The sequence below is a fragment of the Streptomyces sp. NPDC096339 genome, assembly GCF_044762985.1.
Lineage (GTDB): Bacteria > Actinomycetota > Actinomycetes > Streptomycetales > Streptomycetaceae > Streptomyces.
The window spans coordinates 298,445-321,708 of sequence record NZ_JBIWFI010000002.1; the positions used below are offsets into that span (position 1 = coordinate 298,445).

25 protein-coding genes are annotated in these 23,264 nt (G+C 71.9%); 12 read left to right on the forward strand and 13 right to left on the reverse strand.

Going from position 1 to position 23,264, the window contains the following annotated elements; genetic code table 11:
- Positions 1 to 119 precede the first annotated feature (119 nt).
- Together ACIQ5Y_RS04700 and ACIQ5Y_RS04705 are read left to right on the forward strand one after the other, a co-directional pair.
- Positions 120 to 2,318, forward strand: coding sequence for a SpoIIE family protein phosphatase (locus tag ACIQ5Y_RS04700; protein WP_403875679.1), 2,199 nt, complete (start codon positions 120 to 122; stop codon positions 2,316 to 2,318).
- A gap of 105 nt (positions 2,319 to 2,423) precedes the next feature.
- Entirely contained in the window at positions 2,424 to 3,500 is a 1,077-nt protein-coding gene (locus ACIQ5Y_RS04705; protein WP_403874949.1) for an AI-2E family transporter, read from the forward strand.
- On the opposite strand, the gene ACIQ5Y_RS04710 is transcribed toward ACIQ5Y_RS04705, so the two are convergent.
- The gene (locus ACIQ5Y_RS04710) at positions 3,497 to 3,856 is read right to left on the reverse strand and encodes a hypothetical protein (protein ID WP_403874951.1); all 360 of its coding nucleotides are present in this window, start codon (positions 3,854 to 3,856) and stop codon (positions 3,497 to 3,499) included. The two genes, ACIQ5Y_RS04705 and ACIQ5Y_RS04710, sit on opposite strands and share 4 nt — an antisense overlap.
- 86 nt (positions 3,857 to 3,942) lie before the next feature.
- Positions 3,943 to 4,938: a pirin family protein gene (locus ACIQ5Y_RS04715; protein ID WP_403874953.1), complete on the reverse strand. Its 996-nt coding sequence runs from the start codon at positions 4,936 to 4,938 to the stop codon at positions 3,943 to 3,945.
- Between the two features lie 168 nt (positions 4,939 to 5,106).
- On the opposite strand from ACIQ5Y_RS04715, the gene ACIQ5Y_RS04720 reads away from it, so the two are divergent.
- Positions 5,107 to 5,544, forward strand: coding sequence for a hypothetical protein (locus ACIQ5Y_RS04720; RefSeq protein WP_403874954.1), 438 nt, complete (start codon positions 5,107 to 5,109; stop codon positions 5,542 to 5,544).
- A gap of 60 nt (positions 5,545 to 5,604) precedes the next feature.
- Here the strand turns inward: ACIQ5Y_RS04720 and ACIQ5Y_RS04725 are convergent, their stop codons facing one another.
- Positions 5,605 to 5,976 (reverse strand): hypothetical protein, encoded by a 372-nt coding sequence (locus tag ACIQ5Y_RS04725; protein ID WP_403874956.1) that lies wholly within the window; start codon positions 5,974 to 5,976, stop codon positions 5,605 to 5,607.
- Between the two features lie 100 nt (positions 5,977 to 6,076).
- On the reverse strand, positions 6,077 to 7,036 hold the full coding sequence (locus tag ACIQ5Y_RS04730; RefSeq protein ID WP_403874958.1) for a helix-turn-helix domain-containing protein: 960 nt from the start codon (positions 7,034 to 7,036) through the stop codon (positions 6,077 to 6,079).
- Positions 7,037 to 7,130: 94 nt separating this feature from the next.
- Here ACIQ5Y_RS04730 and ACIQ5Y_RS04735 point away from each other — a divergent pair, with 94 nt between their 5' ends.
- Positions 7,131 to 7,406: a hypothetical protein gene (locus ACIQ5Y_RS04735; protein WP_403874960.1), complete on the forward strand. Its 276-nt coding sequence runs from the start codon at positions 7,131 to 7,133 to the stop codon at positions 7,404 to 7,406.
- A 12-nt stretch (positions 7,407 to 7,418) separates the two neighbouring features.
- On the opposite strand, the gene ACIQ5Y_RS04740 is transcribed toward ACIQ5Y_RS04735, so the two are convergent.
- From ACIQ5Y_RS04740 to ACIQ5Y_RS04750, 3 genes are read right to left on the reverse strand one after another with little or no spacing between them, the layout of a single operon-like run.
- Positions 7,419 to 7,877 carry an SseB family protein gene (locus ACIQ5Y_RS04740; RefSeq protein WP_403874962.1) on the reverse strand — a complete coding sequence of 153 codons (459 nt, stop codon included), beginning with the start codon at positions 7,875 to 7,877 and terminating at the stop codon, positions 7,419 to 7,421.
- A gap of 47 nt (positions 7,878 to 7,924) precedes the next feature.
- Positions 7,925 to 8,107, reverse strand: a complete 183-nt coding sequence (locus ACIQ5Y_RS04745) for a DUF397 domain-containing protein (RefSeq protein ID WP_403874964.1) — start codon at positions 8,105 to 8,107, stop codon at positions 7,925 to 7,927.
- Between the two features lies 1 nt (position 8,108).
- Positions 8,109 to 8,960, reverse strand: coding sequence for a Scr1 family TA system antitoxin-like transcriptional regulator (locus tag ACIQ5Y_RS04750; RefSeq protein WP_403874966.1), 852 nt, complete (start codon positions 8,958 to 8,960; stop codon positions 8,109 to 8,111).
- Positions 8,961 to 9,080: 120 nt separating this feature from the next.
- On the opposite strand from ACIQ5Y_RS04750, the gene ACIQ5Y_RS04755 reads away from it, so the two are divergent.
- The 5 genes from ACIQ5Y_RS04755 (at position 9,081) to ACIQ5Y_RS04775 (ending at position 14,481) form a co-directional block, all read left to right on the forward strand.
- On the forward strand, positions 9,081 to 9,287 hold the full coding sequence (locus ACIQ5Y_RS04755; protein ID WP_403874968.1) for a hypothetical protein: 207 nt from the start codon (positions 9,081 to 9,083) through the stop codon (positions 9,285 to 9,287).
- Positions 9,284 to 9,688, forward strand: coding sequence for an ATP-binding protein (locus ACIQ5Y_RS04760; protein ID WP_403874969.1), 405 nt, complete (start codon positions 9,284 to 9,286; stop codon positions 9,686 to 9,688). Before ACIQ5Y_RS04755 ends, ACIQ5Y_RS04760 begins: the two co-directional genes overlap by 4 nt.
- A gap of 94 nt (positions 9,689 to 9,782) precedes the next feature.
- Positions 9,783 to 11,609 (forward strand): acyl-CoA dehydrogenase, encoded by a 1,827-nt coding sequence (locus tag ACIQ5Y_RS04765; RefSeq protein ID WP_384755745.1) that lies wholly within the window; start codon positions 9,783 to 9,785, stop codon positions 11,607 to 11,609.
- A 731-nt stretch (positions 11,610 to 12,340) separates the two neighbouring features.
- Positions 12,341 to 13,090, forward strand: a complete 750-nt coding sequence (locus ACIQ5Y_RS04770; RefSeq protein WP_403874971.1) for a hypothetical protein — start codon at positions 12,341 to 12,343, stop codon at positions 13,088 to 13,090.
- Between the two features lie 98 nt (positions 13,091 to 13,188).
- Positions 13,189 to 14,481, forward strand: a complete 1,293-nt coding sequence (locus ACIQ5Y_RS04775; protein ID WP_403874973.1) for a M18 family aminopeptidase — start codon at positions 13,189 to 13,191, stop codon at positions 14,479 to 14,481.
- 79 nt (positions 14,482 to 14,560) lie between these two features.
- Here ACIQ5Y_RS04775 and ACIQ5Y_RS04780 read toward each other — a convergent pair whose 3' ends face one another.
- A complete protein-coding gene (locus ACIQ5Y_RS04780; protein ID WP_403874975.1) occupies positions 14,561 to 16,411 on the reverse strand; it encodes an NHL domain-containing thioredoxin family protein in 1,851 nt (616 codons plus the stop codon).
- Positions 16,412 to 16,489: 78 nt separating this feature from the next.
- Between ACIQ5Y_RS04780 and ACIQ5Y_RS04785 the strand changes: the two genes are divergently transcribed.
- Complete coding sequence (locus ACIQ5Y_RS04785; RefSeq protein WP_403874977.1) at positions 16,490 to 17,155, forward strand: MSMEG_1061 family FMN-dependent PPOX-type flavoprotein; 666 nt, start codon at positions 16,490 to 16,492, stop codon at positions 17,153 to 17,155.
- Here the strand turns inward: ACIQ5Y_RS04785 and ACIQ5Y_RS04790 are convergent.
- Positions 17,146 to 17,679, reverse strand: coding sequence for a DUF4240 domain-containing protein (locus ACIQ5Y_RS04790; protein WP_403874979.1), 534 nt, complete (start codon positions 17,677 to 17,679; stop codon positions 17,146 to 17,148). The genes ACIQ5Y_RS04785 and ACIQ5Y_RS04790 overlap by 10 nt on opposite strands.
- Before the next feature lie 28 nt (positions 17,680 to 17,707).
- Positions 17,708 to 18,526: a hypothetical protein gene (locus ACIQ5Y_RS04795; protein ID WP_403874981.1), complete on the reverse strand. Its 819-nt coding sequence runs from the start codon at positions 18,524 to 18,526 to the stop codon at positions 17,708 to 17,710.
- A 32-nt stretch (positions 18,527 to 18,558) separates the two neighbouring features.
- Here ACIQ5Y_RS04795 and ACIQ5Y_RS04800 point away from each other — a divergent pair, with 32 nt between their 5' ends.
- Positions 18,559 to 19,062 carry an LURP-one-related/scramblase family protein gene (locus ACIQ5Y_RS04800; RefSeq protein ID WP_403874983.1) on the forward strand — a complete coding sequence of 168 codons (504 nt, stop codon included), beginning with the start codon at positions 18,559 to 18,561 and terminating at the stop codon, positions 19,060 to 19,062.
- Between the two features lie 19 nt (positions 19,063 to 19,081).
- Here the strand turns inward: ACIQ5Y_RS04800 and ACIQ5Y_RS04805 are convergent, their stop codons facing one another.
- Both ACIQ5Y_RS04805 and ACIQ5Y_RS04810 read right to left on the reverse strand, forming a co-directional pair.
- Positions 19,082 to 20,392 carry a protein kinase gene (locus tag ACIQ5Y_RS04805; RefSeq protein ID WP_403874985.1) on the reverse strand — a complete coding sequence of 437 codons (1,311 nt, stop codon included), beginning with the start codon at positions 20,390 to 20,392 and terminating at the stop codon, positions 19,082 to 19,084.
- A 49-nt stretch (positions 20,393 to 20,441) separates the two neighbouring features.
- Positions 20,442 to 21,233, reverse strand: a complete 792-nt coding sequence (locus ACIQ5Y_RS04810) for a carbon-nitrogen family hydrolase (RefSeq protein WP_403874987.1) — start codon at positions 21,231 to 21,233, stop codon at positions 20,442 to 20,444.
- 147 nt (positions 21,234 to 21,380) lie between these two features.
- Between ACIQ5Y_RS04810 and ACIQ5Y_RS04815 the strand changes: the two genes are divergently transcribed.
- The gene (locus ACIQ5Y_RS04815) at positions 21,381 to 22,211 is read left to right on the forward strand and encodes a maleylpyruvate isomerase family mycothiol-dependent enzyme (protein WP_403874989.1); all 831 of its coding nucleotides are present in this window, start codon (positions 21,381 to 21,383) and stop codon (positions 22,209 to 22,211) included.
- 54 nt (positions 22,212 to 22,265) lie between these two features.
- Here ACIQ5Y_RS04815 and ACIQ5Y_RS04820 read toward each other — a convergent pair whose 3' ends face one another.
- On the reverse strand, positions 22,266 to 23,249 hold the full coding sequence (locus tag ACIQ5Y_RS04820; RefSeq protein ID WP_403874990.1) for a helix-turn-helix domain-containing protein: 984 nt from the start codon (positions 23,247 to 23,249) through the stop codon (positions 22,266 to 22,268).
- Between the last annotated feature and the right edge of the window lie 15 nt (positions 23,250 to 23,264).

Sequence of the window (23,264 nt, forward strand, 5' to 3'; positions counted from 1 at the left end):
GCGATACCAGGGTGGATTCAACCGTCCCAAGGTTACCGTCCGGGAAGCGGCCGGGTCGGGCACGCCCGGTGGACCCGGTGAACAGGCACGTCAGGTGTATGACCTGTAAAGATGACCGGGTGCGCACCGAGGACGTGCTGGCCGCCATCGCAACGGGCCTCTGGCGATGGGACAACGCCTCCGGGACGGTCTCCCTGGACAGCGAGGCCGCCCGGCTCCTCGGTCTGCCCGCGGAGCCGACGGAGCTCGCGGAGGTCGCCGTACGCTCCCGCTTCCATCCGGTGGACTGGAACGAGATCAACGGCATCGTGAACCTGGCCGTCGCCGAGGGCACCCTCGCCGAGGCCCGGCTGCGGATCATGGACGAGGACGGCCGGGTACTGCGCACCGTGCGCAGCCGCTCGAAACCCCTGGAGAACCGGACGGCCGACGGCCGCGTCGACTACGAGCTGATCGGCACCATCCAGGAGATCGCCGAGCCGCAGCCCGGCACCACCGCCGCGCACACCCCGATCACCGGCGACTGGCGGCGCTCCCGCGAGGCCTTCCTGCTGGACGCGGGACGGGCGCTGGCCGAGGCCCGGTCCACGGCGGAGGTGCTGCGGGTCGCCGCCTCGCTGTCCATGCCCGGCTTCAGCCCGGACGGGCTGGCCGTCTTCGGCGTGGCCGGGGACCGGCTGTCGGTCATCGGCCACCACGGGCACGGCCCGGGCGACGAGGGCCCCTTCTCGGACATGCGGCTCGACACCGCCTACCCCGCCGCGGACGTCGTCCGTACCGGCCGGGCGATCTACCTGCCCTCCCCCGAGGACTACAAGCGGCGCTTTCCGGCCACCTGGCCGCTCGCCCAGCGCTTCGGCCGGACCTCCTGGGCCTTCCTGCCGCTGATCGTGGCCGGGCGCACCATGGGCGCCTGGATGGCCGCCTTCAAGCACCCGGTGTCCTTCTCCCCCGACGAGCGCTCCGTCCTGACGACCGTGGCCCGGATGCTGGCCCAGGCCCTCCAACGCGCCGGGGTGGCCGAATCCGAGCGGGAGCTCACCACCGGCCTGCAGCGGTCGATGATGCCCCAGCTCGGCCCGGAGATCCCCGGGATGCGGATCGCCGCACGCTACGTCCCGACGGGCGGCGGGCTCCAGGTCGGCGGCGACTGGTACGACATGATCCCGCTGCCGTCGGGACGGTTCGCCCTGGTCATCGGCGACGTCCAGGGCCACGACGTACGGGCGGCCGGGCTGATGGGCCAGCTGCGGATCGCGGTGCGCGCGTACGCCTCGGAGGGCCACCGCCCCGACGCGGTGCTCTCGCGCGCCTCCCGCTTCCTCGCCGGGCTGTGCTCCTCGCAGGAGGCCGACGCCGATGCGGACGAGCTCTCCGACCTGGACTCCGACCTGCTGAGCCCGCGCTTCGCGACCTGCCTGTACGCGGAGTGCGACCCCCGGACCGGGATCCTGGAGGTGGCCCGCGCCGGCCATCCCGACCCGGCGATCCTGATGACGGACGGCACCGTCCTGATGCGGCCCACCGCGGGCGGACTCCCCCTCGGGATCGTCCCCGACACGGACTACCCCACGACCCGCTTCACCCTGGAGCCCGGCGAGACGCTGATGCTCTGCACCGACGGGCTCATCGAGACCGGCGGGCACGACCTCGACACCGGCTGGGCCCGGCTGCGCGCGATCCTGGAGTCCGAGACCCCGCTCCCCGGGGACCCGGAGGCCGCGCACCCGGACGGCGGCCACCTGGAAAGGCTCGCCGACCTGCTGGTCCAGGCGGTGCACGGGCCCTCCTCGCACCACACCACGGGCCCGCTGGCCGACCGCCGCGAGGACGACATAGCCGTGGTGCTGCTGTGCCGCGAGGGCGAGAGCCGCGGCGGCGGGACCCCGCTGCTGCACCCGTCCCGCCCGGCCCGCCGCACCATGCTGACCGTGGCCCAGGCCGAGCCGGAGCGGATCGCGGGCGCCCGGCAGCAGATCCGGGAACTGCTGCACGACTGGGCCGACGAGGAGCAGCTGGACTCGGCGGTGCTGATGGTCTCCGAGATGGTGACGAACGTACTCATGCACACCGACGGCGACGCGCTGCTGGTCGCGGAAGCGGTCGGCGAGCTGGGCGAGCGCCGGTTGCGCGTGGAGGTCGCGGACGGCAGCGACGAACTCCCCCACAAGCGCCACCCGGGCGAGATGGCCTCCAGCGGACGCGGGGTGCTGCTGATGGAGATGCTCGCCGACAACTGGGGCGTGGACCCGCGGGGCGAGGGCAAGACGATCTGGTTCGAGCTGTACGAACAGTCGAAGCACCCCGACCCCGACTGATCACGGGCTCCGGCTCCGGGCTGTCACGGCTCCGGGCTCACGGCTCCGGGCTCACGGCTCCGGGCGGCCACTGAGCCGTTCACCCGAAATGATCATCCGAAGTGCTTGGATGACGAGGTGCCGAACTCCCTGCTCCCCGAGCCCGTGCGGCGCCTCGCCGCCTGGTGCGCCGTCGTCCTGCTCGTCGCGGCCGTACTGGCCCTCGTCGTATGGCTGTGCACCGTCTTCCGGACGGTCGTGACGCCCGTGCTGCTCGCCGTGCTCGGCACGGCCCTGCTCGGGCCGATGCACCGGCGGCTGGTCCGCACGGGGGTGAACCGCTCCCTCGCCGCGGCCCTCACCTGCCTCGCCGTGGTCGCGGTCGTCGGCGGGGCCGCGTACGTCGTCGTCCTCGCGATCGTCGGGACCGGCGACCAGATCGTCGACGCGCTGCGGCGGGCCGGCGAGAGCCTCGCCGAGCACTTCGGGGCGCTGGGCACCTCCCTGGAGGACGTCGCGAAGAACTCGCAGGACCTCCTGGCGAAGTTCGGCGGCACGGCTGCCTCCGGCGTGGTCGCCGGGCTCAGCGTGGTCGCCGCGATGGTCGCGACGGCCCTGCTGGCGCTCGTACTGATCTTCTTCTTCCTCCGCGACTCCGACCGTGCCGTGGGAACCCTGCGCTCGCTCGTCCCGCGCCGCTCGGGCGACCTCATGGAGGCCATGGGCCGGCGCGCGTTCGGGGCCGTCGAGGGCTTCATGCGGGGGACCACCCTGGTGGCCCTGGTGGACGGCGTGCTGATCGGCGCCGGTCTGCTCGTGCTCGACGTGCCGGGTGCGGTGGGGCTGGCCGCGCTGGTCTTCGTGACCGCCTACATCCCCTACCTCGGCGCCTTCCTCTCCGGCGCCGTCGCGGTCCTCGTGGCCCTCGCCGACCGGGGCTGGGTCATCGGCCTGTGGGTGCTCGCCCTGGTGCTCCTGGTCCAGATGGTCGAGGGGTACGTCCTCCAGCCGCTGGTGCAGAGCCGTACGGTCCAGATGCATCCGGCGGTGGTCATGCTGGCCATCACGGCCGGCGCGAGCGCCGCCGGGATCCTCGGCATGCTGCTGGCGGTACCGCTGACGGCGGCCGTCTTCGGGGTGGTCTCGGAGCTGAAGGCCCGGTACGGCGAGGACGCGGCCCCCAGCCCGCTGGACCCGGTCTAGGCCAGGCCCGGGAAGTAGCTGAGGACCACCAGGACCGCCGTGCACTCCGCGATGACCTGGGCGCCCAGCGCCCACCGGCGGACCCGTGGGCGGGGCGCCGCCAGTGCGACGAGGAAGGCCACCGCGGCGGCTGCGGCGCTCCACAGGAACAGCCACCCGGGCAGCCCCCGGGTGCAGTCCACTCCGTAGGTCACGCAGCCCGACCCCAGCGCGGACGCCAGGAGCAGGACGACCGTCACCACCAAGACCGCGGGGAAGAGCGCCGCGAACAGACCGGCCCAGAGGCGGGTCCGGTCCTTGGCTCCCGCGGAAGCCGGGCTCGCGGGGATCGCGGAGGGGGAGGGGGCGTTGTCCATGCCCCGATCCAACGCGGTCCCCCGGCCCGGCACAGGCGCCCGGGTACTCACCCCCGGGCGCGCGGGTACTCAGACCGGGTGCGGCCTCAGTCCTCCTCGGCCTCGCCCGTGCCGCGGTGGCCGAGGCCCGTGCGCGCGGTGGTGGGGATGCGGCCGAGGCGGCCGGCCTGGAAGTCGTCGAAGGCCTGCTGGAGCTCGTGCTTGCTGTTCATCACGAACGGCCCGTAGTGCGCCATCGGCTCGCGGATCGGACGCCCGCCGAGGAGGACGACCTCCAGGGCCGGCGCGTTGGAGTCCTGCGACTCGTCCGCCCGCACCGTGATCGAGCCGCCCTCGCCGAAGACCGCCGTCTGCCCGGTGTGGATCGGCCGCCGGTCCTCGCCGACCGAGCCCCGCCCGGCCAGGACGTACGCGAGGCCGTTGAAGTCCTCGCGCCAGGGGAGGGTGATCTGCGCGCCCGGGCTGACGGTCGCGTGGATCATCGTGATCGGGGTGTGCGTGATGCCCGGGCCCTGGTGGCCGTCGAGCTCGCCGGCGATCACCCGGAGCAGGGAACCGCCGTCGGGGGTCGTCAGCAGCTGGACCTGGCCGCCGCCGATGTCCTGGTAGCGCGGGGGCATCATCTTGTCGGAGGCCGGGAGGTTGACCCACAGCTGGAGGCCGTGGAACAGCCCGCCGGACACGACGAGGGCCTCCGGCGGGGCCTCGATGTGCAGCAGGCCCGAACCGGCGGTCATCCACTGGGTGTCACCGCCGTTGATGACTCCACCGCCGCCGTTGCTGTCCTGGTGGACGAAGGTCCCGTCGATCAGGTACGTGACGGTCTCGAAGCCGCGGTGCGGGTGCCACGGGGTGCCCTTGGGCTCACCCGGCGCGTACTCCACCTCGCCCATCTGGTCCATCATGATGAACGGGTCGAGGTACCGGTAGTTGATCCCCGCGAACGCGCGGCGCACCGGGAATCCCTCGCCCTCGAACCCACTGGGGGCATCGACGACGGCCAGCACCTTGCGCGCGACGGCGGCCTGCGGCTCGGCCACTCGCGGAAGGGTCAACGGGTTCTCAACAGTCACTGCGGGCATGGTCAGGACCTCCTTCTGCGTCGAGTTTAGTTGAAACTCGAACTTTCTGCCACACCCCCTCGGAACAGAGGACACCGCGCGTCCATTCCCGGGGCAACCCGAACCCCCGGGGCGGGCGTCTTCCCGATCGATTCGTACGGATCCACGCACACGGCAGGAGCCCGGCCAGTGACCACCCCGACCACCGACGACGCCGCAACGGAGCCGGTTCCGAAGCCTGACCCGGACCCGGAGCCGGGGACCGTGCTCGCGGCGCTGGGCTGGGCCGCCGCCGTCACGGCCGCGGCCCTGGCCGCCGGGTACGCGGCCTCCCGCTGGGCCTCCACCGGCTACCCCCTCGAACCGCTGCCCGGCTCGCCGTGGCCCTACCTCGCGGTCTGGGGCACCCTCTGCCTCGCCGGCTGTCTGCTGCTGCGCTGGGCGACCCGGCTCCGCGCCATGGAGGGCAACGGCTACGCCCTCCTCGCCGTCACCGTCGCGGGCATCCGCCTCTCCCTGGCCCACCGCCCCGACACCGCGCTGCTGTGGCTGTACGGGGGCTCCGCGCTGGCGCTCGCCGCGTCGGCCACGGCCCTGGGGCGGCTGCGGGGGCGTCGGGCCGCCTGAACGCGACGGAGCGGGGCCGGGGAGGATTCCCCGGCCCCGCTCCGCGGTGCACTGCGGCCGCTACGGCGTGACGACCACCGAGTTGAAGGGCGTCATGTCGATGACCAGCTCATTGCCCGGCCACAGGGCGTAGTCACAGTTGGTGCCGTCGCTGTTCCGGCAGAGCCAGAGCTTCCAGCCGGCCGTCTGGTGGTTGACGACCAGGTGGCGGCCGTACAGGTCGTAGAGCTTGTACGTTCCGCGGGCCCAGTAGTCGTTCCTGATCCCGCTCCCGAAGGTCGTCCCCCAGTAGATGCAGGCGTGCCCGGACTGGCAGTCGGTCGCCGTTGCCGCCGCCTCGGCCGGCGACGCCGCCAGGACCCCCGTACCCAGCGCCATCACCCCCGTGGCCGCCAGCGCCGCGAGCTTCGTGCGTAACGACGTACGTGACATCGCGCTCTCCCCTGATCGGTAGGAGCGGGCTTCCCCCGCGCCACCGATGTTCCGCCGCACCCGGTCGGGGCCGCGATGCTTTCGGTCGTCGCCGAAACGTTCAGCCGCCGCTGTGCAGCAGGTCCACGCCCAGGCCGGTCGCCGAGTGGAGCACCGCCTTGCCGTCCCGCCGGGTGGTGATCAGGCCGGCCGCGCGCAGCGTGCGGGTGTGCTCCGAGACCGAGGGGAGGCTGATGTCGAGGTCCCGGGCCAGCTCGCTCGTCGTGCGTTGCTGGACGAGCAACTGGAGCACGGCCGCCCTGGTCCGGCCGAGCAGCGCGTCCAGCGCCCCCTCCGCCGGGCCCGGCCCGACCAGCGGGAGCGGGGTCAGCGCGGGGTAGAGCAGGACGTGCGCCCCCGACGGGTGGCCGGCGAGCAGCGGGCGGCCCGTCCAGAACGGCGAGGGCATCAGGATCAGCCCGTGCCCGCCCAGTTCGGCGTCGTAGTCCGGGGGTCCGCCGGCCTCGAAGACCGTGCCGTTCCAGCGGGCCGCGGGGTGCGTGCTCGCCAGTGCCGCCTTGATGCCGTGGGCGGCCAGCAGCCGGGTCCGCCAGGCCACGTCGGCCTGGAAGGACTGCCGGATCCGCGGCCAGTGCGGCGCGATGAGCACCTCGTACGCGGACCGGATCGCGTCGTCGAGCCGGTCCCAGGCCTCGCGGTCCTGCCGCCACAGCGCGCGCAGCCAGGTCGTGGAGCCGTGGGCGCGCGCGGCGGTGCGGTGCAGTTCCTCCCCGGTCAGCAGCGGGGCGGCGTCGCGTACGTCCGCCAGCCCCTCTTCCAGGGTCGGCGAGTACGGCTCCACGAACTGCGGGTTGTCGCCGTCCGGCCGCAGCAGGTCGAGCAGCGGCCGCGTGCGGCCCGGTAACTCCCGGGCGGCCTTGGCCCGCCAGCGGCCGAAGACAGCCTGCTCGTCCACGCGCTGCGAGGCCACGAGGGCCATCCCCAGCTCGACGAGCGGCAGCGGCTCGTTGGCGAAGGTGACGTTGAACAGGTCCTCGGCCGTGAAGTGCACCCGCAGCATCGTCCGCCCCCCGTCAGGCGCCAGGCGTCAGGCAATCCCTGCCCGGAGATCGTACGTACTCCTTGGGTAGGCACTCCGTGAAAGGGAAGCGATCATGAACCAGCTGAAGCGTGCCGCGCTCCTCTTGGCCTCCGCCGCTCTCACCGTGGGCGCCTTCGTCGCCCCCGCCTTCGCGGGCCAGCCGGGCGCGTCCTGCGAGGACCCGGCCACCAGCGTCCGCCCCGGCCACTCCGCGAGCGCCCCCGGCTCGGCCTTCAACCCCGACGGCGTCGCCGGCACCCGCTACGCGGGTGAGCAGGACCAGAACGACAACAACCCCCACTCGGTCTCCCAGTACGACGTGGCCTGTCTCCAGGTCTCGACGCACTGACCCTGCCGTTGCCTAGCCGTACATGCGGCGCATCGCGAAGTCGACCATCTGCTCGACCGCCTTCGCGTCGAAGACCATCCGGTGGTCGCCCTCCATGTCGAGGACGAAGCCGTAGCCGGTGGGCAGGAGGTCGATCACCTCGGCGCCCGTGATCACGAAGTACTTGGACTCCTTGCCGGCGTACCGGCGCAGCTCCTTGAGCGTGGAGAACATCGGGATGACCGGCTGCTGCGTGTTGTGCAGCGCGAGGAATCCCGGGGTGTCGCCGCGCGGGCAGTAGACCTTCGAGGAGGCGAAGATCTGCTGGAAGTCCTCGGCGGACAGCGACCCGGTCGTGAACGCCCGCACCGCGTCCGCGAGGGAGGGCGGCGAGGGCTCGGGGTACAGCGGCGCCTGCTGCCCGTAGCCCTGCGGCGGCGGCTGCTGGGCGTACTGCTGCTGGGCACCCGGGTTCTGGTCGTAGCCGTACATGGGCCGAAGCCTACCGAGGCCTCGGCCGGCCGGGCGCGCGGTTCGGGTCAGCCTGCCTTGAGGGCGGCGACGAAGGGGCCCCAGGCCGCCGCCGAGACCACGAGGACGGGCCCGCCCTCGACCTTGGAGTCCCGCACGGGGACCAGTCCGGCCACCCCGTCGGCGACCTCTACGCAGTCACCCTCGTCGCCGTTGGAATAGGTGCTTGTCCTCCAGGCGGCGTTGCTCAAGTCAGTTCCGCTGCGTGCCATTTCGGAGTTCCTCGGCTGTCGATTCGATCATGTCGAGAGACGCCTCAGCGGGGAGCGCGGCGGCCCTGAGCAGATCGTATGCCTTCCGATATCGCCTCACGATGGCCGGATCGTCAATGACTTGCCCGGAGTACGGGCCTTCGGTGTACATGATCGGCGGCTCGTCGTCGAACTCCATGAGCTTGATCGAATGCGCCATGAACGGGCTCACCGGCGCGTTCCACGGAAGGATCTGTGGAACGACCCGGCGACGCCGGGCAAGTGCTGCCACGTGGTCCAACTGTTCCGCCATCTCTTGGGGCGGAAGCAGTGGACTGCGCAGCAGCGACTCGTGCAGGATCACCCAGTACTCCGGTCGCTGAGGGTCCTCGAAGAGCCGCCCCCGCCGCAGCCGGTTCCGGACCTTCGTGTCCACCACCTCCGGCAGGTCCAGCGGGTGCGTGGCGTTCGTAATCGCGCGAGTGTAAGGCCCTGTGTGCAGCAACCCGGGGATGAGCGCATTGGCCCAATCCTCGATGGACCGAGCCCGTTTCTCGGCCTCGGCGACCGGCGCGAAGTACTCGGCATGGCCACCCAGGCGGGCCTTGCGGACGTCCTCGCAACTCCGAGAGAAGAAGCCATCCGTCTTCAGGACCAGGTCCACATGGCGAGCCAATTCCTCCGGCATGCGCCGCTGGCCCCGCTCGATCTCGCTCAGGTAGCTGACCCCGTAGAAGGACCCCTCAATCACCTGCTGGAGCGTGAGCCCCGCCGCCTCCCGCTTCCAGCGCAACTCCTTGCCGTAAAAGGCCGGCACGCTCGCCGAACCGTCAATGTCCTTACGCGCAGCCACAATCGTCCGCTTTCCACACCTCGCACTGTGGACTCGAAACCCTTCCCACGGTACGCAGCCTCACGCCAGCCTGTGAGCAGTTCGTCACACTCCGCACCCACAGGAACGGCAGGCCCAGCCATGAGCGAGCACGACCGCGACCGCGAGGCCCAAGAGGCCCTGGAAGCACTCCGCACCGCACTGCACACGCACGGGATCACACTCCCGTCCCTCGACCTCCACCTCCTCTCCTACGCCGGCCGCTACGCCACCCCACCCCTCATCACCCTCGGCAACTGCAACGCCGCCACCGCGCAGCGACTGGCCGACGCCCTGGCCAAGCCGTGAACGCGCTCACGATCCGGCTGCTCGCCACCCCAGGGGCCGTACCCCTGGCCCGGCACGCCGTGCGCGAGCACCTCGGCGCCGCCGACTCCCCCGACGCGGAGCTGTGCGTCAGCGAGCTGCTCGGCAACGTGATCACCCACCTCGGCGAGGGGACGCCGGTCACCCTGCGCGTCACAGGCACCGGCAGCGGGAGCGGAAGGGCAACCCGTACGCGGGTCGAGCTCACCGACCCCGACGCGCACGCGCAGCCCGTGCCACGGCAGGCGGGAGACAGGGACGAAACGGGGCGGGGGCTGGCCCTCGTGGCGGCGCTGGCCCTGCGCTGGGGCGTCGCTCAAGGCCCCCGGGGGAAAACGGTGTGGTGCGAGTTGCCGAGAGCGTCGTCACAGTCCCGCCGGTAAGGGTTGCGCCTTATTACCGACGGGTAGCATCATGACGTTACCGATTGGTATGTACGAGGAACCTGTCTCCCCGAGCCTTAACGGAGCCGTCGCCATGGGGCACTACAAGTCGAATCTCCGCGACATCGAGTTCAACCTCTTCGAGGTGCTCGGCCGCGACAAGCTGTACGGCACCGGTCCGTTCGAGGAGATGGACTCCGAGACCGCCAAGGACGTCCTGTCCGAGATAGCCCGCCTCGCCGAGAACGAGCTCGCCGAGTCCTTCGCGGACGCCGACCGCAACCCGCCCGTCTTCGACCCGGAGACGAACACGGCGCCGGTCCCGGCCTCCTTCAAGAAGAGCTACAAGGCCTTCATGGACTCCGAGTACTGGCGCATGGGCATCCCGGAGGAGATCGGCGGCACCGTCTCCCCGCGCTCCCTCGTCTGGGCCTACGCGGAGCTCCTCCTCGGCTCGAACCCGGCCATCTGGATGTACTCCTCCGGCCCGGCCTTCGCCGGCGTGCTGCACGAGGAGGGCAACGAGGCGCAGAAGAAGATCGCGCAGATTGCGGTCGAGAAGCGCTGGGGCTCCACGATGGTCCTCACCGAGCCGGACGCCGGTTCGGACGTCGGCGCCGGCCGCACCAAGGCCGTGCAGCAGGAGGACGGCTCCTGGCACATCGAGGGCGTGAAGCGCTTCATCACGTCCGGTGAGCACGACATGGAGGAGAACATCCTCCACTACGTCCTCGCGCGCCCCGAGGGCCACGGCCCGGGCACCAAGGGCCTGTCTCTCTTCCTCGTCCCGAAGTTCCACTTCGACTGGGAGACCGGCGAGCTGGGCGAGCGCAACGGCGTCTACGCGACGAACGTCGAGCACAAGATGGGCCTCAAGGCCTCCAACACGTGCGAGATGACCTTCGGCGACAAGCACCCCGCCAAGGGCTGGCTGATCGGCGACAAGCACGACGGCATCCGCCAGATGTTCATGATCATCGAGTTCGCCCGCATGATGGTCGGCACGAAGGCCATCGCGACGCTCTCGACGGGCTACCTGAACGCCCTGGAGTACGCCAAGGAGCGCGTGCAGGGTCCGGACCTGGCCAACTTCATGGACAAGACGGCCCCCAAGGTCACCATCACGCACCACCCCGACGTGCGCCGCTCGCTCATGACGCAGAAGGCGTACGCGGAGGGCATGCGCGCCCTCGTCCTGTACACCGCCTCCGTCCAGGACGACATCCAGATCAAGCAGGCCGCGGGCGAGGACACCACCGCGCTGGTCGGCCTCAACGACCTGCTCCTGCCGATCGTGAAGGGCTACGGCTCGGAGAAGTCCTACGAGCAGCTCGCCCAGTCCCTGCAGACCTTCGGTGGCTCCGGCTACCTGCAGGAGTACCCGATCGAGCAGTACATCCGCGACGCCAAGATCGACACCCTCTACGAGGGCACCACCGCGATCCAGGGCCAGGACTTCTTCTTCCGCAAGATCGTCCGCGACCAGGGCGCCTCCCTGAACGTCCTCTCCGAGACGATCAAGAAGTTCCTGGCCGAGGCCGTCGGCGGCGAGGAGCTCGCCCCGGCGCGCGACGCGCTCGCCAAGGCCGCCGTGGACCTGGAGGCCATCGTCGGCCAGATGATCGTCGACCTCACCGCCACCGGCGAGGACGTCAAGAACATCTACAAGGTCGGCCAGAACACCACCCGCCTGCTGATGGCCTCGGGTGACGTGGTCGTCGGATACCTGCTGCTCAAGGGCGCGGCCGTGGCCGCCGAGAAGCTGCCGACGGCCTCCGCCAAGGACGCGCCGTTCTACACCGGAAAGATCGCCGCCGCGAAGTTCTTCGCGTCGCAGGTCCTGCCCGGCGTCTCCGTCCAGCGCGCGCTGGCCGAGGCCGTCGACAACACGCTGATGGACCTGGACGAGGCCGCCTTCTAGGCTGCGCCGCTCGGCAGTCACTCGTACGCGGTACGGGTGCGGCGGCCGGACCCTCCCGCACGGGGGCCCGGCAGCCGCGCCGTCGGGGTCGGGTGCGCCGCGTGCCACGCAGGGCATCGAACGCGGGTGCTCTTCCGGGTGTCCCCGCAGCCCCGCACTCCCGCGCCGGCGGGGTCGGGTGTGCGGTGGGGCGCCCCCGCAGGGCGTCGAACGCAACCACGCCGTACATGTCCGCTGCCCCTGCAGGTTCGACGCCCGAGGAGGTGCCCCGGCGCGCGCCCGGCCCCGACGGCCCCTCGCGTGCGGGCCGCCCCGGGGTGCCGCTGCGCGGAGCAGTCCCCTACCCGCCCTTCCACCGTTCCCCGGGGCTCCGCCCCGGACCCCGCGCCTCAAACGCCGGCGAGGCTGGGATTGCCCGGTCCTCAAACGCCGGATGGGCTGGACCGGCCCGCCCCACGTGCCGGGGGGCACGGCGGGGCACGGCGGTGGCGGGCACCGGCCGTGCGACCCGGTGCCCGCGCCCGCCCCCCTCAAGCGCAGCACAGCGCAGCGCAACCGCACCGGCCGTGCGACCCGGTGCCCGCACCCCCCGCCCCGCCAAAGCGCAGCACAGCGCAGCGTCACCGCACCGCCTCCCGTGCCCGACCCACCCCGGTCAAGCGCGGCACAGCGCAGCGCCTCCGTACTGCGGTTTTTCTCCGTTGTCGGCCGTTCATGGGACGCTCGTACGCATGAGTCCACAGGATCACCACGGCAGCAGGGGGTACTCCGTCCCCACCGGGCGCCCGTACGCCCTCAAGGAGCTGCAGGCGAGCCTGGGCAGTCTCGGGGACCACCTGCGCGAGTTGTACGACGGTGCCCACCCCGCCGAGTACGAGGCCATCGCCGACGCCCTCTACGTGGCCTTCCAGACGGCCGCCGGCCTGGCCCCCGCCAAGAGCTACACCGGCTGCGCCGAGCACCCCAACGGCGCCCTCGATCCCGAGGCGCCCGAGGGCTGGGGCCGCTGCCTGATCTGCAACGACCGCCGCCGCCTCGGTCAGCGGCAGCGCCTGAACGGCGCCCGCCAGGCCGCCCCCGCCCCCGCCGCCGGCGCCGGCGAGCAGCGGCGCCTCGGCTACCCCGTGCCCGAGGGCCCGTACACCCTCCAGTTGCTGCACCAGTACCTGCGCACCGTCGAGGACCAGCGCTTCCACCTGGGCCTGTCCTCGCCCTCCGACGATTTCGTGCGCATCGCGGACGACCTCCACCGCGCCTTCATCGTCGCCCGCGAACTCTCCCGCCCCCGCAACGCCTCGGGCTGCTCCGAGCACCCCGGAGCGCCCATCGACCCCGACGCGCCCCCGGGCGAGGCCTGTATCTTCTGCGCCGGACGCAAGAGACGCGCGCAGCGCTCCCCGCAGACCCCGGAGATGCTCCCGCGCATCCGCCGGGGCGAGCGCAGACAACTGCAGCGCCGCTTCGAGCGTCCACCGGGCTGAGACGCCCCGGGCCCCGGACCACACCTCCCGGACCCGTGCTCTCGGCTATCCGCCGCAGTCCGGCCAAGGCGTACACAACCGTCGTTAAGGTGAACCACATGAGCTCTCCCGCCCGCTTCGACCGCGGCCACACCGACGACCTGATGACCTTCCTGACGGCCAGTCCGTCGCCGTACCACGCCGTGGCCAATGCGGCCGAGCGGCTGGAGAAGGCAGGCTTCAGGCAGTTGTCGGAAACGGACGCCTGGGACGCAGGGGCCGGAGGCAAGTTCGTGCTCCGCGGCGGCGCGCTCATCGCCTGGTACGTCCCGGAGGGCGCTGACGCGCACACCCCGTTCCGCATCGTCGGCGCGCACACCGACTCCCCCAACCTGCGGGTCAAGCCGCTGCCGGACACGGGCTCCCAGGGCTGGCGGCAGGTCGCCGTCGAGATCTACGGCGGCACCCTGCTCAACACCTGGCTCGACCGGGACCTCGGCCTCGCCGGGCGGCTCACCCTGCACGACGGCACCGAGCGCCTGGTCAACGTGGACCGCGCGCTGCTGCGCGTCCCCCAACTCGCCGTGCACCTGGACCGGTCGGTGAACAGCGACGGGCTCAAGCTCGACAAGCAGCGCCACATGCAGCCGATCTGGGGCCTCGGCGATGTCCGGGAGGGCGACCTGATCTCCTTCCTGGAGGAGGAAGAGGGCCTGGAGCAGGGCTCGGTGGCCGGCTGGGACCTGATGGTCCACTCCATCGAGCCGCCGTCCTACCTGGGCCGCGACCGTGAACTGCTGGCCGGTCCGCGCATGGACAACCTCCTGTCCGTCCACGCCGGCGTCGCGGCACTGGCCGCCGTCGCCACGGCCGGCAAGCTCGACCACATCCCGGTCCTCGCCGCCTTCGACCACGAGGAGAACGGCTCGCAGTCGGACACCGGCGCGGACGGCCCGCTCCTCGGCAACGTGCTGGAACGTTCAGTCTTCGCGCGCGGGGGCTCGTACGAGGACAAGGCCCGCGCCTTCGCCGGCACCATCTGCCTCTCCTCGGACACGGGCCACGCGGTCCACCCCAACTACGGTGAGCGGCACGACCCTTCGCACCACCCGCGCGCCAACGGCGGCCCCATCCTCAAGGTCAACGTGAACCAGCGCTACGCCACGGACGGCAGCGGCCGCGCGGTGTTCGCGGGCGCCTGCGAGCGGGCCGGGGTGCCGTGGCAGACCTTCGTCTCCAACAACTCGATGCCGTGCGGCACGACGATCGGCCCGATCACGGCCGCCCGCCACGGCATCCAGACCGTGGACATCGGCGTCGCGATCCTCTCGATGCACAGCGCCCGCGAACTGTGCGGCGCGGACGACCCGTACCTCCTGGCGAACGCCCTGGTGGCGTTCCTGGAGGCCTGACGGTCTGACGGCCTGAAGCGCACGGAAAGCCCCGCCCTGAACTCCGCGTCCAGGGCGGGGCTTTCCGCGTCGTCCGCTCCTACTCCCGGTCGTCCATGCCCGCCAGGACCAGCGGCAGCCGGGCGGCGCCCTCGGCGGTGACGCGGACCGGGACGCCCCAGTCCTGCTGGTGGACGTGGCAGGCCGGGTACTCGTTGTCAGGGTCGTCGTCGCAGGACGCCGCCATCGCCGAGACGTGCAGGACTCCCTCGGTGACGTCCGGGTTCAGCGCGAGCTCCCGGAACAGGTCCGTGCCCGCGCCCTCGCCGGAGGTGAGGAGCTCCGGCGGGGTCGAGGAGACCAGCAGGCGGGTGGAGGGGCCGTAGCGGGTGTCCAGCTTCTGGCCGCTCGGCGCCTGGAAGACCACGTCGAGGCGGAGCGTGCCGGGAGCGACCTCGGTGGCGGCCCGCTGGGTGCGGTGGGCGACCGCGTCGACCCGTACGGCCTCCTCGGGGAGCCGCAGCCGGGTCAGGCGGTGGCGGGCGGACTCCACGACCACGATGTCCTCGCCGACCAGCACGGCGTCACTGGGCTCGCGCAGGTCGGTGGCGAGGGTCGAGACCTGGCCGGTGGCGGGGTCGTAGCGGCGCAGCGCGTGGTTGTACGTGTCGCACACCGCGACCGAGCCGTCGGGCAGGGCCGTCACGCCCAGCGGGTGTTGGAGCAGGGCCTGGCCGGCGTCGCCGTCACGGTGCCCGAAGTCGAACAGGCCGGTGCCGACGGCGGACTTGACGACGTACCCGTCGCCCTCGCCGGCCGGCTCGACGTAACGCAGGGCGCTCGTCTCGGAGTCGGCGATCCACAGCCGGTCCCCGGCGGCCGCGAGCCCGGACGGCTGCGCGAACCAGGCCTCGGCGGCGGGCCCGTCGTGCAGGCCCTCGTTGGTGGTTCCGGCGGCGACCTCGACGGTGCCCTCGGCCGGGTCCCAGGTCCACAGCTGGTGCACGCCCGCCATGGCGATCCACACCTTGCCCTGCCACCAGGCCACGTCCCACGGCGAGGACAGGTCCACTTCGAGAGCCGGCCCGGAGGTCGGTGACCCCTGCCACCACTGCCGCCCGGTGCCGGCGACCGTCTCGACGGACCCGCTCTCCAGGTCGAGGACGCGCAGCGCGTGGTTGACGGTGTCGGCGACGACGACCCGCCCGTCGGGCAGCAGCGCCAGCCCCTGCGGCTCGCTGAACGCGTCCCCGCCGAAGCCGCGCTCACCGCTGCCGATGCGCCGTACGACGCTCTCGCCGTCGGCGGCCAGCTCGACGAGCTGGTGCCGCGTCGAGTCCGAGACCAGGAAGTTGCCGCTCGGCAGCAGCAGCGCCTTCCCGGGGAACCGCAGGTCGGTCGCGACGGGTTCGGGCGCCACGTACGGCCCGTCGCCGCGCCGCAGCGTCCCCTTGGCCTCGTGCTCGGCCTCCAGTTCCTCCACCAGCCGCGCGATGGCGTGCGCGTGCCCCTCGCCGGCGTGCTGGGCGACGATGTACCCCTCGGGGTCGATCACGACGAGCGTGGGCCAGGCGCGTACGGCGTACTGCTTCCAGGTGGCGAGCTCGGGATCGTCCAGCACCGGGTGGTGCACCTCGTACCGCTCGACGGCGTCGACGACGGCGGCGTGCTCGGCCTCGTGCACGAACTTCGGCGAGTGCACGCCGATGATGACGAGGGTGTCGCGGTGCTTCTCCTCCAGCTCGCGCAGCTCATCGAGGACGTGCAGGCAGTTGATGCAGCAGAACGTCCAGAAATCGATGATCACGCACTTTCCTCGCAGGTCCGCGAGGGTGAGGTCTTTGCCTCCGGTGTTCAGCCAGCCACCCTTGCCGATCAGCTCGGGGGCACGGAGACGGGCACGGCGGCGGGGCACGGGCGCAGGGGTGGGCGCCGGGGCGGAATCGTTCATGCTTCAAGCTTGCCATCCCGGTGTGAACGCCGGATAACACGAGCGCGGCGTCGATCACCTCCGATAACGTGCGTTCACGTGACAGCCACGACGCCGCCGAGCAGGCGCATATTCGACGCCCTGAACGCCAACGCCGTCCGGAGCGCGGCGCAGCTGGGCGAACTGTACGAGGAGCCCAGCGAGCTGGTCCGAAACAAGGCCGTGGACCGGATCCACGACGTGGCCCGCGCGGTCATCGGTCGGTCCTCGCTGGTGTTCCTCGCCAGCGCCGGGTCCGACGGGACCTGCGACGTGACGCCTCGGGGCGGACCGGCCGGATTCGTGGCCGTGCTGGACGAGTTCACCCTGGCCGTCCCCGACGCCACCGGCAACAAGCGGATCGACACCATCCGCAACATCGTGGAGACGGGCCGCGCCGGGCTGATCTTCGTCATCCCCGGCCGGACCACCACCCTGCGCGTGAACGGGCGGGCCTGCGTCTCCGCCGACCCGGAGCTGCTGGAGCGGCTGACGCCCGTGGGCAAGCCGCCGCGCAGCGCGATCGTCGTGGGGGTCGAGGAGGTCTACCAGCACTGCCCGAAGGCGTTCCTGCGCAGCAACGCCTGGAAGCCCGAGAAGTGGGTGGCCGAGGACACCGTCCCCAGCTCCGCCGAGGTCACGCAGTCCCATCTCGACATGCCGGACGTGACCATCGAGGACATCCTGCGGAGCGAGCGCGAATCACTCCTCTACCGCTACGAGTGATCGAACAGGGAGCTGAGGCGGGGCAGGCGGGCGGCGGTTTCCCGCGTGTCGTCGAAGTCGAAGTCCCAGGACGGGTCCAGGGCCGGGTAGCCGATCGTGAAGGAGTCGGGGGGCAGTTCGCGGCCGGTGGCGGACTCGTAGGCGCTCCAGGCGATCGAGAGGGCGTCCTCGTCCCACAGCTCCAGGCCTTCCGCCGCGGCCTCGCGGACCGCGGGGTGGGCGGCCAGGGAGTCCGGGTCGGCCAGGGCCGCCTCGAAGGCCGCCTGCCCCTGCGTGAGGAGCCAGCCGCGGAAGTAGTCGAATCCGTCGTCCGAGCAGCCGCCGTTGATGACGTACGCCGCGGCCCACAGCGGGGCGCTGTAGGACTCGGAGAGGAGGTCCCACAGCACCTGCTGCGCCTTGGCTATCTCCGCCTCCGGGAGCGCGGCGAGGAGCTCCGCGGCGCGCGACGCGACCTCCTCCGGCTCCGCCTCCGCCTGCGCGCGGGCCGATTCGATCAGCTTCCAGAACGTCTGCTTGTCCATGGGGAAAGCGTGGCAGCCGGGTCTGACATCAGGGCGTGGTGGAGCCGAGGAAGGACTGCAGGGATCCGGTGAGCGCCGCGACGAAGGCGTCCTGGACCTCGGGGGCGACGAGGTCCAGGGAGAGGTACGGGTTGAGGTCCTCCAGCTCGACCAGGAGCAGCTCGCCCGAGGGGGCCCGGCAGGCGTCCACGCGCTGGATGCCGTGGGCGAGGGTGTTCCACTCGACGAACGCCCGGGCGAAGTCCAGGTCCTCGGGGGTCGGCTCGTAGGGGACGAGCTCCCAGCGGCGGGCCGGGTCGGGGGCGTACAGGGCGTACTGGAAGGCGTCGTCGACGAAGTAGAAGGACACCTCGTAGGCGAAGTCGATGCGGGGCTGGATGAGGACCGACCCCGCCGGGCCCTGCGGGTCCTCGGTGAAGGTGAGGCCGATGGAGTCCGCGCCCTGCTTGGGCTTGACCGCGTAGACCGGGACCCGCGGCAGCTCGGACAGCCTGGCCGGGTCGTCGACGGTCGGGATGACCGGGTAGCCGGCGGCGGTGAGGTCGAGGAGGTACTGCTTGCCCGCCATGTCGGCTCGGCCGGTGAGCGGGTTGTAGACCCGGGTCCCGGCGGCGAGGGCGGCGGCGCGGAAGGAGTCGTAGGCCTGCTGGTAGTGCAGGACCGGGCCGCTGTTGCGGACGATCACCGCGTCGAAGCCGAGGGGCGCGAGCGCCTGTGCGTCGGCCGGGTGGCACAGGGCGAGTTCGAAACCGGCGGCCCGGAGGCGGGAGGTGAGGAATATGTCCTCGTCGCAGTAGCGGCGGCCGCGCGCCGGGTAGGCCAGGTCGGTCACGTAGAGGAGAGGCATGCCCGCAACCTATCGCGGGCACTGATCAGCGCATGAAATACCTCGTACGGGACAAAATGCTGGCCATCGGGGACGACTACTGGATCGAGGACGAGGACGGGCGCCACGCCTTCCTCGTCGACGGCAAGGCGCTGCGCTTCCGGGACACGCTGGAGCTGAAGGACCCGGACGGGCGGATCCTGATCACCCTGCGGGAGAAGCTCCTCGGCTTCCGCGACACGATGACCCTGGAACGGGACGACCGGCGGCTCGCGCGGATCCGTCGCAAGCGGTGGTCGCTGCTGCGGGGCCACTTCCTCGTGACCCTGATCGAGGGCACGGAGCTCGACGTCAGCGGGCGGATCCTGGACCGCGAGTTCAAGATCGAGTACGACGGGGAGCTGCTCGCGCTGATCTCGCGGCAGTGGTACCGGATCCGCGAGACCTACGCGGTGGACGTGGTCCGGGAGGACGCGGACGCGGCGCTGCTCGTGGCGGTGGCGGTGTGTGTGATCCGGATGGCGGAGAAGGAGGGTGAAGGGGCGGGGGCCGACTGATCGGAACTTGCCTGGGCGCTCACGTCCTGACGATGACCAGTGTCACCACCACCAGGAACACGCTGCCGACCAGCAGGATCCAGGAGACCGCCTGGTACGGGAGACTCAGCCTCGGCCCGGACCGCTTGATCCAGGTGGGCAGTGTGCCCAGGGCGGCGAGCACGAACACGCCCGCGCCGACGTACGCCGGCCAGAGCGTGTGGGTGTAGGCCTTGCCGAGGAGCCAGATCGCGGCTGCCACCAGCAACGCGCACACCCCGAGCCGGCGGCAGTGACGAACGTGCTCTCGCAGCGACATGGGCAGTCCGGGCGGCACCGGGGCTCGGTGCACCGGCGGCACCCACACGGAAGCCGGCCCCTGCACGGGGCGGGCCGGCACGGGCCCGGGCGGCGGCCCGAAAGACCCCTGCGCCCGCGGTTGGACCTGGGCGGAGACCGTGGCCGCGGCAACGAAGGCCGTGGCGGGAGTCGCCCCCGCCGCCCGCAGGGCCGTGCGCATCTGCGCCGCGTCCCGGTACCGGTCCTCCGGCCGCTTCGCCAGGGCGCGGGCCAGGACGGCCTCCAGCCCCGGCAGGCCCGGGAGCCCGTACGAGGCCAGCGTCGGTGGCGGGTCGCTCACGTGCCGGACCGCGATGGCGAGGCCGTCGGGCCCCTCGAAGAGGGGCCGGCCCGTCAGCATCTCGAAGAGCAGCACGCCGACCGCGTAGAGGTCCGAGCGCCCGTCGAGGTCAAGGCCCCGGGCCTGCTCCGGCGACATGTACTCCGGGGTGCCGATCGACGCCCGGGTATCCGTCAGCGCCGTCCCGGTCCCGGCGATCACGCGGACGATCCCGAAGTCCGCGACCTTCGTGATGCCGCCCTCGGCCAGCAGCACGTTCGACGGTTTGATGTCGCGGTGCACGAGTTCCTGCTTGTGACTGGCCTCCAGTGCGTTCAGGACTTGGTCCGCGACGTGCACCGCGACCGACGCCCGGAGCGCGCCGCCCGTGCGGATCCGGTCCGCGAGCGAAGGCCCCGTCACCAGCTCCATCACGAAGTACGGCACCGGCGGCCCGTCCGGGCGGGGCTCCTCGCCGGTGTCATGCACGGTCACCACGTTCGGGTGCGCGAGCGCCGCCATCGCCTGCGCCTCGCGCCGGAAGCGCTCCGGGAGGCCCGGCTCGACGGCGAGTCCCGGCAGCATCGTCTTGATCGCCACCGGCCGGGCGAGACTCAGGTCGTAGGCCTTGTAGACCTGAGCCATCCCGCCTCGGCCGAGCGACCCGTCGATGCGGTACCGGCCCCCGGCCAAGGTCTCGCCCTGCGCGAACACGTCCACCACGTCCCCCATACGGCCGATCGTAAGAGGAACTCGCCTTCCACAGAAGGCCGTTGGGGATCTAGCGCGGCGGTCGCAGCCCCAGCATCCGGTCCTTCAGGGCCGGGAACTGCTCGCGGGTCTCCTCGACCTTCGCCGGGTCGAGGTCCACGGTGAGGACGTCCTCGCCGGGGCCCGCCTCGGCGAGGACCTCGCCCCACGGGTCGACGACCAGGCTGTGCCCGGCCTGCTCGACGCCCGCGTGGGTGCCGGCCAGCCCGCAGGCCAGGACGTACGACTGGTCCTCGACGGCCCGCGCCCGGTTGAGCAGCGTCCAGTGGGCGCGCCGGCGCGCCGGCCAGCCGGCCGCGACGACCATCGTGGTGGCGCCGGCGTCGACGAGGCCGCGGAAGAGCTCCGGGAAGCGCAGGTCGTAGCAGGTGGCGATGCCGAGGGTCTGTTCCGGCAGCCGCACCGTCGTGAGGGAGTCGCCGGGGGTCATCATGACCGCCTCGCCCTGGTCGAAGCCGAACCGGTGGATCTTGCGGTAGGTGGCGGCCAGCTCGCCCTCCGGGGAGACCACGAGGACGGTGTTGTAGAGCGAGCCGTCGCCGGCGCGCTCCACGACCGATCCGGCGTGCAGCCAGACCCCCGCGTCGCGGGCGGCCTTGGACATGACCTCGAAGGTCGGGCCGTCGAGGGGTTCGGCCTCGGTCTCGAAAAGTTCGTAGGCGAACGCGCCGACCGTCCACAGTTCGGGCAGTACGACAAGATCGGACCCGGCCTGTTCCCGTACGAGATCGGCCACCCGGGCACGTCGGGAAGACACCGACTCGCCCTCGTTCACTGCGATTTGGATCAGCGAGGCGCGCACATTACCACCGTCCTGGCGTTCAAGCCGTCAACTCGGGCCTACGATCGTCACACGAAAGCACTGCCGGGGTGCTCACAGGCAGCGTAGTTTTGGATGGCGAGCCACTGCTTCCGAACGCGCCACTGAACAGCACCGCGAGGGGTCCCGTTGACCGTCCATCCGCATCCCAGCCTCCAGCCCTATGCCGAAGCGTGGACGCACTCCATCGAGGCGATATCCGAGCTGGTCCTCCCGCTGACGGAGGGCGAGTGGAACCGTGCGACGCCGTGCCCGGGCTGGTCCGTCCGTGACGTCGTGTCACACATCATCGGCATCGAATGCGAGCAGCTCGGGGACCCGAGGCCGATCCACACGGTCGCACGGGACCTGCGGCACGTGGTGGACGAATTCAGCCGGTACATGGAGGTGCAGGTGGACGTACGCCGTCACCACACCGCGCCGGAGATGACCTCGGAGCTGGAGTACACCGTCATCCGCCGCGCGCGCCAGCTGCGCAACGAGAAGCGGGATCCGGACACGATGGTGCGGGGTCCGCTGGGCGACCAGGTGACGCTGGAGCACGCGCTGCGGCTGCGCGCCTTCGACGTGTGGATCCACGAGCAGGACCTGCGGGCCGCGCTGGGCGCGCCGGGGAACTGGGACTCGCCCGGCGCGTACGTGGCCCGGGACATCCTCCTCGCCGGCCTGCCGAAGGTGGTCGCGAAGCTGGCGGGGGCGCCGGCGAACTCCGCGGTGGTCATCGACGTCCACGGCCCGCTTGAGTTCATGCGGACGGTACGCGTGGACGCGGAGGGCCGCGGGACGCTGGACAAGTCGCCGTCGCTGGGCCCGGCGGTCACCCTGACCCTGGACTGGGAGACGTACGTCCGCCTCGCGGCGGGCCGCGTACGGCCGCGGGCGGTCGCGGACCGGGTGAAGGTCGAGGGGGACCCGGAGCTGGCGGAGGCGATCCTGGCGAACTTCTCCGTGACGCCGTGACGCCGTGACGCCGTGACGCCGTGATTCCGCGCCGTCCGTGACGCCGTAGCGCGCCTACCGGGTGGCGTCCCGGGACGCCGCCCCGCGGCGGAACTCGCTCGGGCTGACCCCGTACGCCTCCCGGAAGGCGCGACTGAAGGACGGGGCGTTGGGGAAGCACCAGCGGGCGGCGACCTCGTGGACCGGGCGGGCCGCCCGGTCGGGGCGGGTCAGGTCGGCGCGGCAGCGTTCCAGGCGGCGGCGCCGGATGGAGGCCGCCACGGTCTCCTCGCCCTCCGCGCGGAACAGCGCGTGCAGGCCGCGTACGGAGATGCTGTGCGCGGCGGCGATCGTGCCGGGGGTGAGCCACGGGTCCCCGAGGTGCTGCTCGACGAAGGCGTGGATCCGCTCGCGCAGGGCGCGGGCGCGGGTCTCGGCGGGGAGTTCCCGGTAGGCGTCGAGGCGGTGCGCGAAACAGGCGGCGGCCAGGTCGGCCGCGGCCGTGCCCAGCGCGCTCAGCTCCTGCGGCGTACAGGCGGAGGCGTGCTCGGCGAGCGAGGACATGAACCGGGCCAGGACCGCCGCCGTGCCGCTGTCCGTGGCGATCCGCCGGCCGAGGAGCCGGTCGACGCGGCCGGGGCGCATCGGCAGGGCGTCCTTCGGCAGGTGGACGATGATCGAGCCGCTCGGGCCGTGCCCGGGGTGGGCGACGGTCTCCTGGGGGCGCGAGGTGTCCCAGAGGATCATGTCGCCGACGCCGAACTCCTCGTCGCCGCCGTTGTGGGACATCCACCACCGGCCCCCGGTGATCAGGGCCAACTGGTACTGCTCCGGATCACCGCGCCGGATCAGGGCGGGCGTGCGGCGCGAGTGCAGGGGCGAGTGCGCGAACCTCGACAGCTGCGCCTGGCCGAGACCGATCATGGAGGCTTCCGCGTGGAAGTCGGCGCGGCGCTCGCTGGCGATGGCGGTCGGGATCAGCGCGGAGGCGACGACGTCGTTGAACCACTCGAACCTGTCCGCCACCGGCACTGCGGTGGCGGAGGCGCTGGTCCACATCCCGGCATCCTCCTC

Coding starts and splice junctions, on each gene's coding strand:
- ACIQ5Y_RS04710 (WP_403874951.1), bottom strand. CDS start 3,856: ATGGACAACGCCCCCTCCCCCTCCGCGATCCCCGCGAGCCCGGCTTCC.
- ACIQ5Y_RS04715 (WP_403874953.1), bottom strand. CDS start 4,938: ATGCCCGCAGTGACTGTTGAGAACCCGTTGACCCTTCCGCGAGTGGCC.
- ACIQ5Y_RS04725 (WP_403874956.1), bottom strand. CDS start 5,976: ATGTCACGTACGTCGTTACGCACGAAGCTCGCGGCGCTGGCGGCCACG.
- ACIQ5Y_RS04730 (WP_403874958.1), bottom strand. CDS start 7,036: ATGCTGCGGGTGCACTTCACGGCCGAGGACCTGTTCAACGTCACCTTC.
- ACIQ5Y_RS04735 (WP_403874960.1), top strand. CDS start 7,131: ATGAACCAGCTGAAGCGTGCCGCGCTCCTCTTGGCCTCCGCCGCTCTC.
- ACIQ5Y_RS04740 (WP_403874962.1), bottom strand. CDS start 7,877: ATGTACGGCTACGACCAGAACCCGGGTGCCCAGCAGCAGTACGCCCAG.
- ACIQ5Y_RS04755 (WP_403874968.1), top strand. CDS start 9,081: ATGAGCGAGCACGACCGCGACCGCGAGGCCCAAGAGGCCCTGGAAGCA.
- ACIQ5Y_RS04765 (WP_384755745.1), top strand. CDS start 9,783: ATGGGGCACTACAAGTCGAATCTCCGCGACATCGAGTTCAACCTCTTC.
- ACIQ5Y_RS04770 (WP_403874971.1), top strand. CDS start 12,341: ATGAGTCCACAGGATCACCACGGCAGCAGGGGGTACTCCGTCCCCACC.
- ACIQ5Y_RS04775 (WP_403874973.1), top strand. CDS start 13,189: ATGAGCTCTCCCGCCCGCTTCGACCGCGGCCACACCGACGACCTGATG.
- ACIQ5Y_RS04780 (WP_403874975.1), bottom strand. CDS start 16,411: ATGAACGATTCCGCCCCGGCGCCCACCCCTGCGCCCGTGCCCCGCCGC.
- ACIQ5Y_RS04790 (WP_403874979.1), bottom strand. CDS start 17,679: ATGGACAAGCAGACGTTCTGGAAGCTGATCGAATCGGCCCGCGCGCAG.
- ACIQ5Y_RS04795 (WP_403874981.1), bottom strand. CDS start 18,526: ATGCCTCTCCTCTACGTGACCGACCTGGCCTACCCGGCGCGCGGCCGC.
- ACIQ5Y_RS04800 (WP_403874983.1), top strand. CDS start 18,559: ATGAAATACCTCGTACGGGACAAAATGCTGGCCATCGGGGACGACTAC.
- ACIQ5Y_RS04805 (WP_403874985.1), bottom strand. CDS start 20,392: ATGGGGGACGTGGTGGACGTGTTCGCGCAGGGCGAGACCTTGGCCGGG.
- ACIQ5Y_RS04820 (WP_403874990.1), bottom strand. CDS start 23,249: ATGTGGACCAGCGCCTCCGCCACCGCAGTGCCGGTGGCGGACAGGTTC.